At 58.8% G+C, this 682-nt stretch carries 1 pseudogene; it reads right to left on the bottom strand.

The window, feature by feature from the left end:
- Positions 1 to 19 precede the first annotated feature (19 nt).
- A pseudogene (locus tag GUI70_RS24130) lies at positions 20 to 682 on the bottom strand (IS630 family transposase); the annotation flags it as partial.

Raw genomic sequence — 682 nt, 5'->3', positions numbered from 1 at the left:
TATTGATCTCGGCTGAAGTTCACGATGGGAGGTAGCTGTGCAGGAGGCGATCAGGGAGGCGCACATATCGGACGCGCTGCCACCCGACCTTCAGGCGTGCCTTGAGTTCCTTCAACGTCCGTGCGCAGAAATTCCCTAGCACATTCCGCTTGATGTAGGCCCACACCAGTTCAATAGGGTTCAACTCTGGGGCATAGGGTGGAAGGTACTGGAGGGACAGCCGGGATTCACCCGAGACGAAGGCCGTGACGGCCTTCGTCTTGTGGATGCCCGCATTGTCCAGCACCACCACGACCGCTCCTGGGACGTGCGTCAACACGTGCTGCAGGAAGCGAATCACATCCGGGCCTTTGAACGCGCCATGTTGCGTGTGCTGCAGGAACTGACCCGTAGTGCTGACTGCACCGATTGTCGAAACCTTGTCCCAGCTGGCTTTCCCGAACACCACAGGCGTCTGGCCGCGCAGCGCCCAGGTGCCCTTGACTGTCCCTTTGAGACTGAAGCCGACTTCATCCAGGAAGACCAGTGTCGCTCCAGCAGCTACTTTTTTTTGATCTCGGGAAGGGTGGTGTGAATCCAGGTAGCCACCGCTTCCGGGTTCTGTTCCAGTGCGCGTTTGTCGGGCTTCTGACGGGAAAAGCCCAACTGATGCAGGATTCTGCGCACGTGATCGCGGTGATGC

This window comes from Deinococcus alpinitundrae (genome assembly GCF_009982895.1).
Lineage (GTDB): Bacteria > Deinococcota > Deinococci > Deinococcales > Deinococcaceae > Deinococcus > Deinococcus alpinitundrae.
This window is presented reverse-complemented; position numbering and strand designations above follow the sequence as displayed.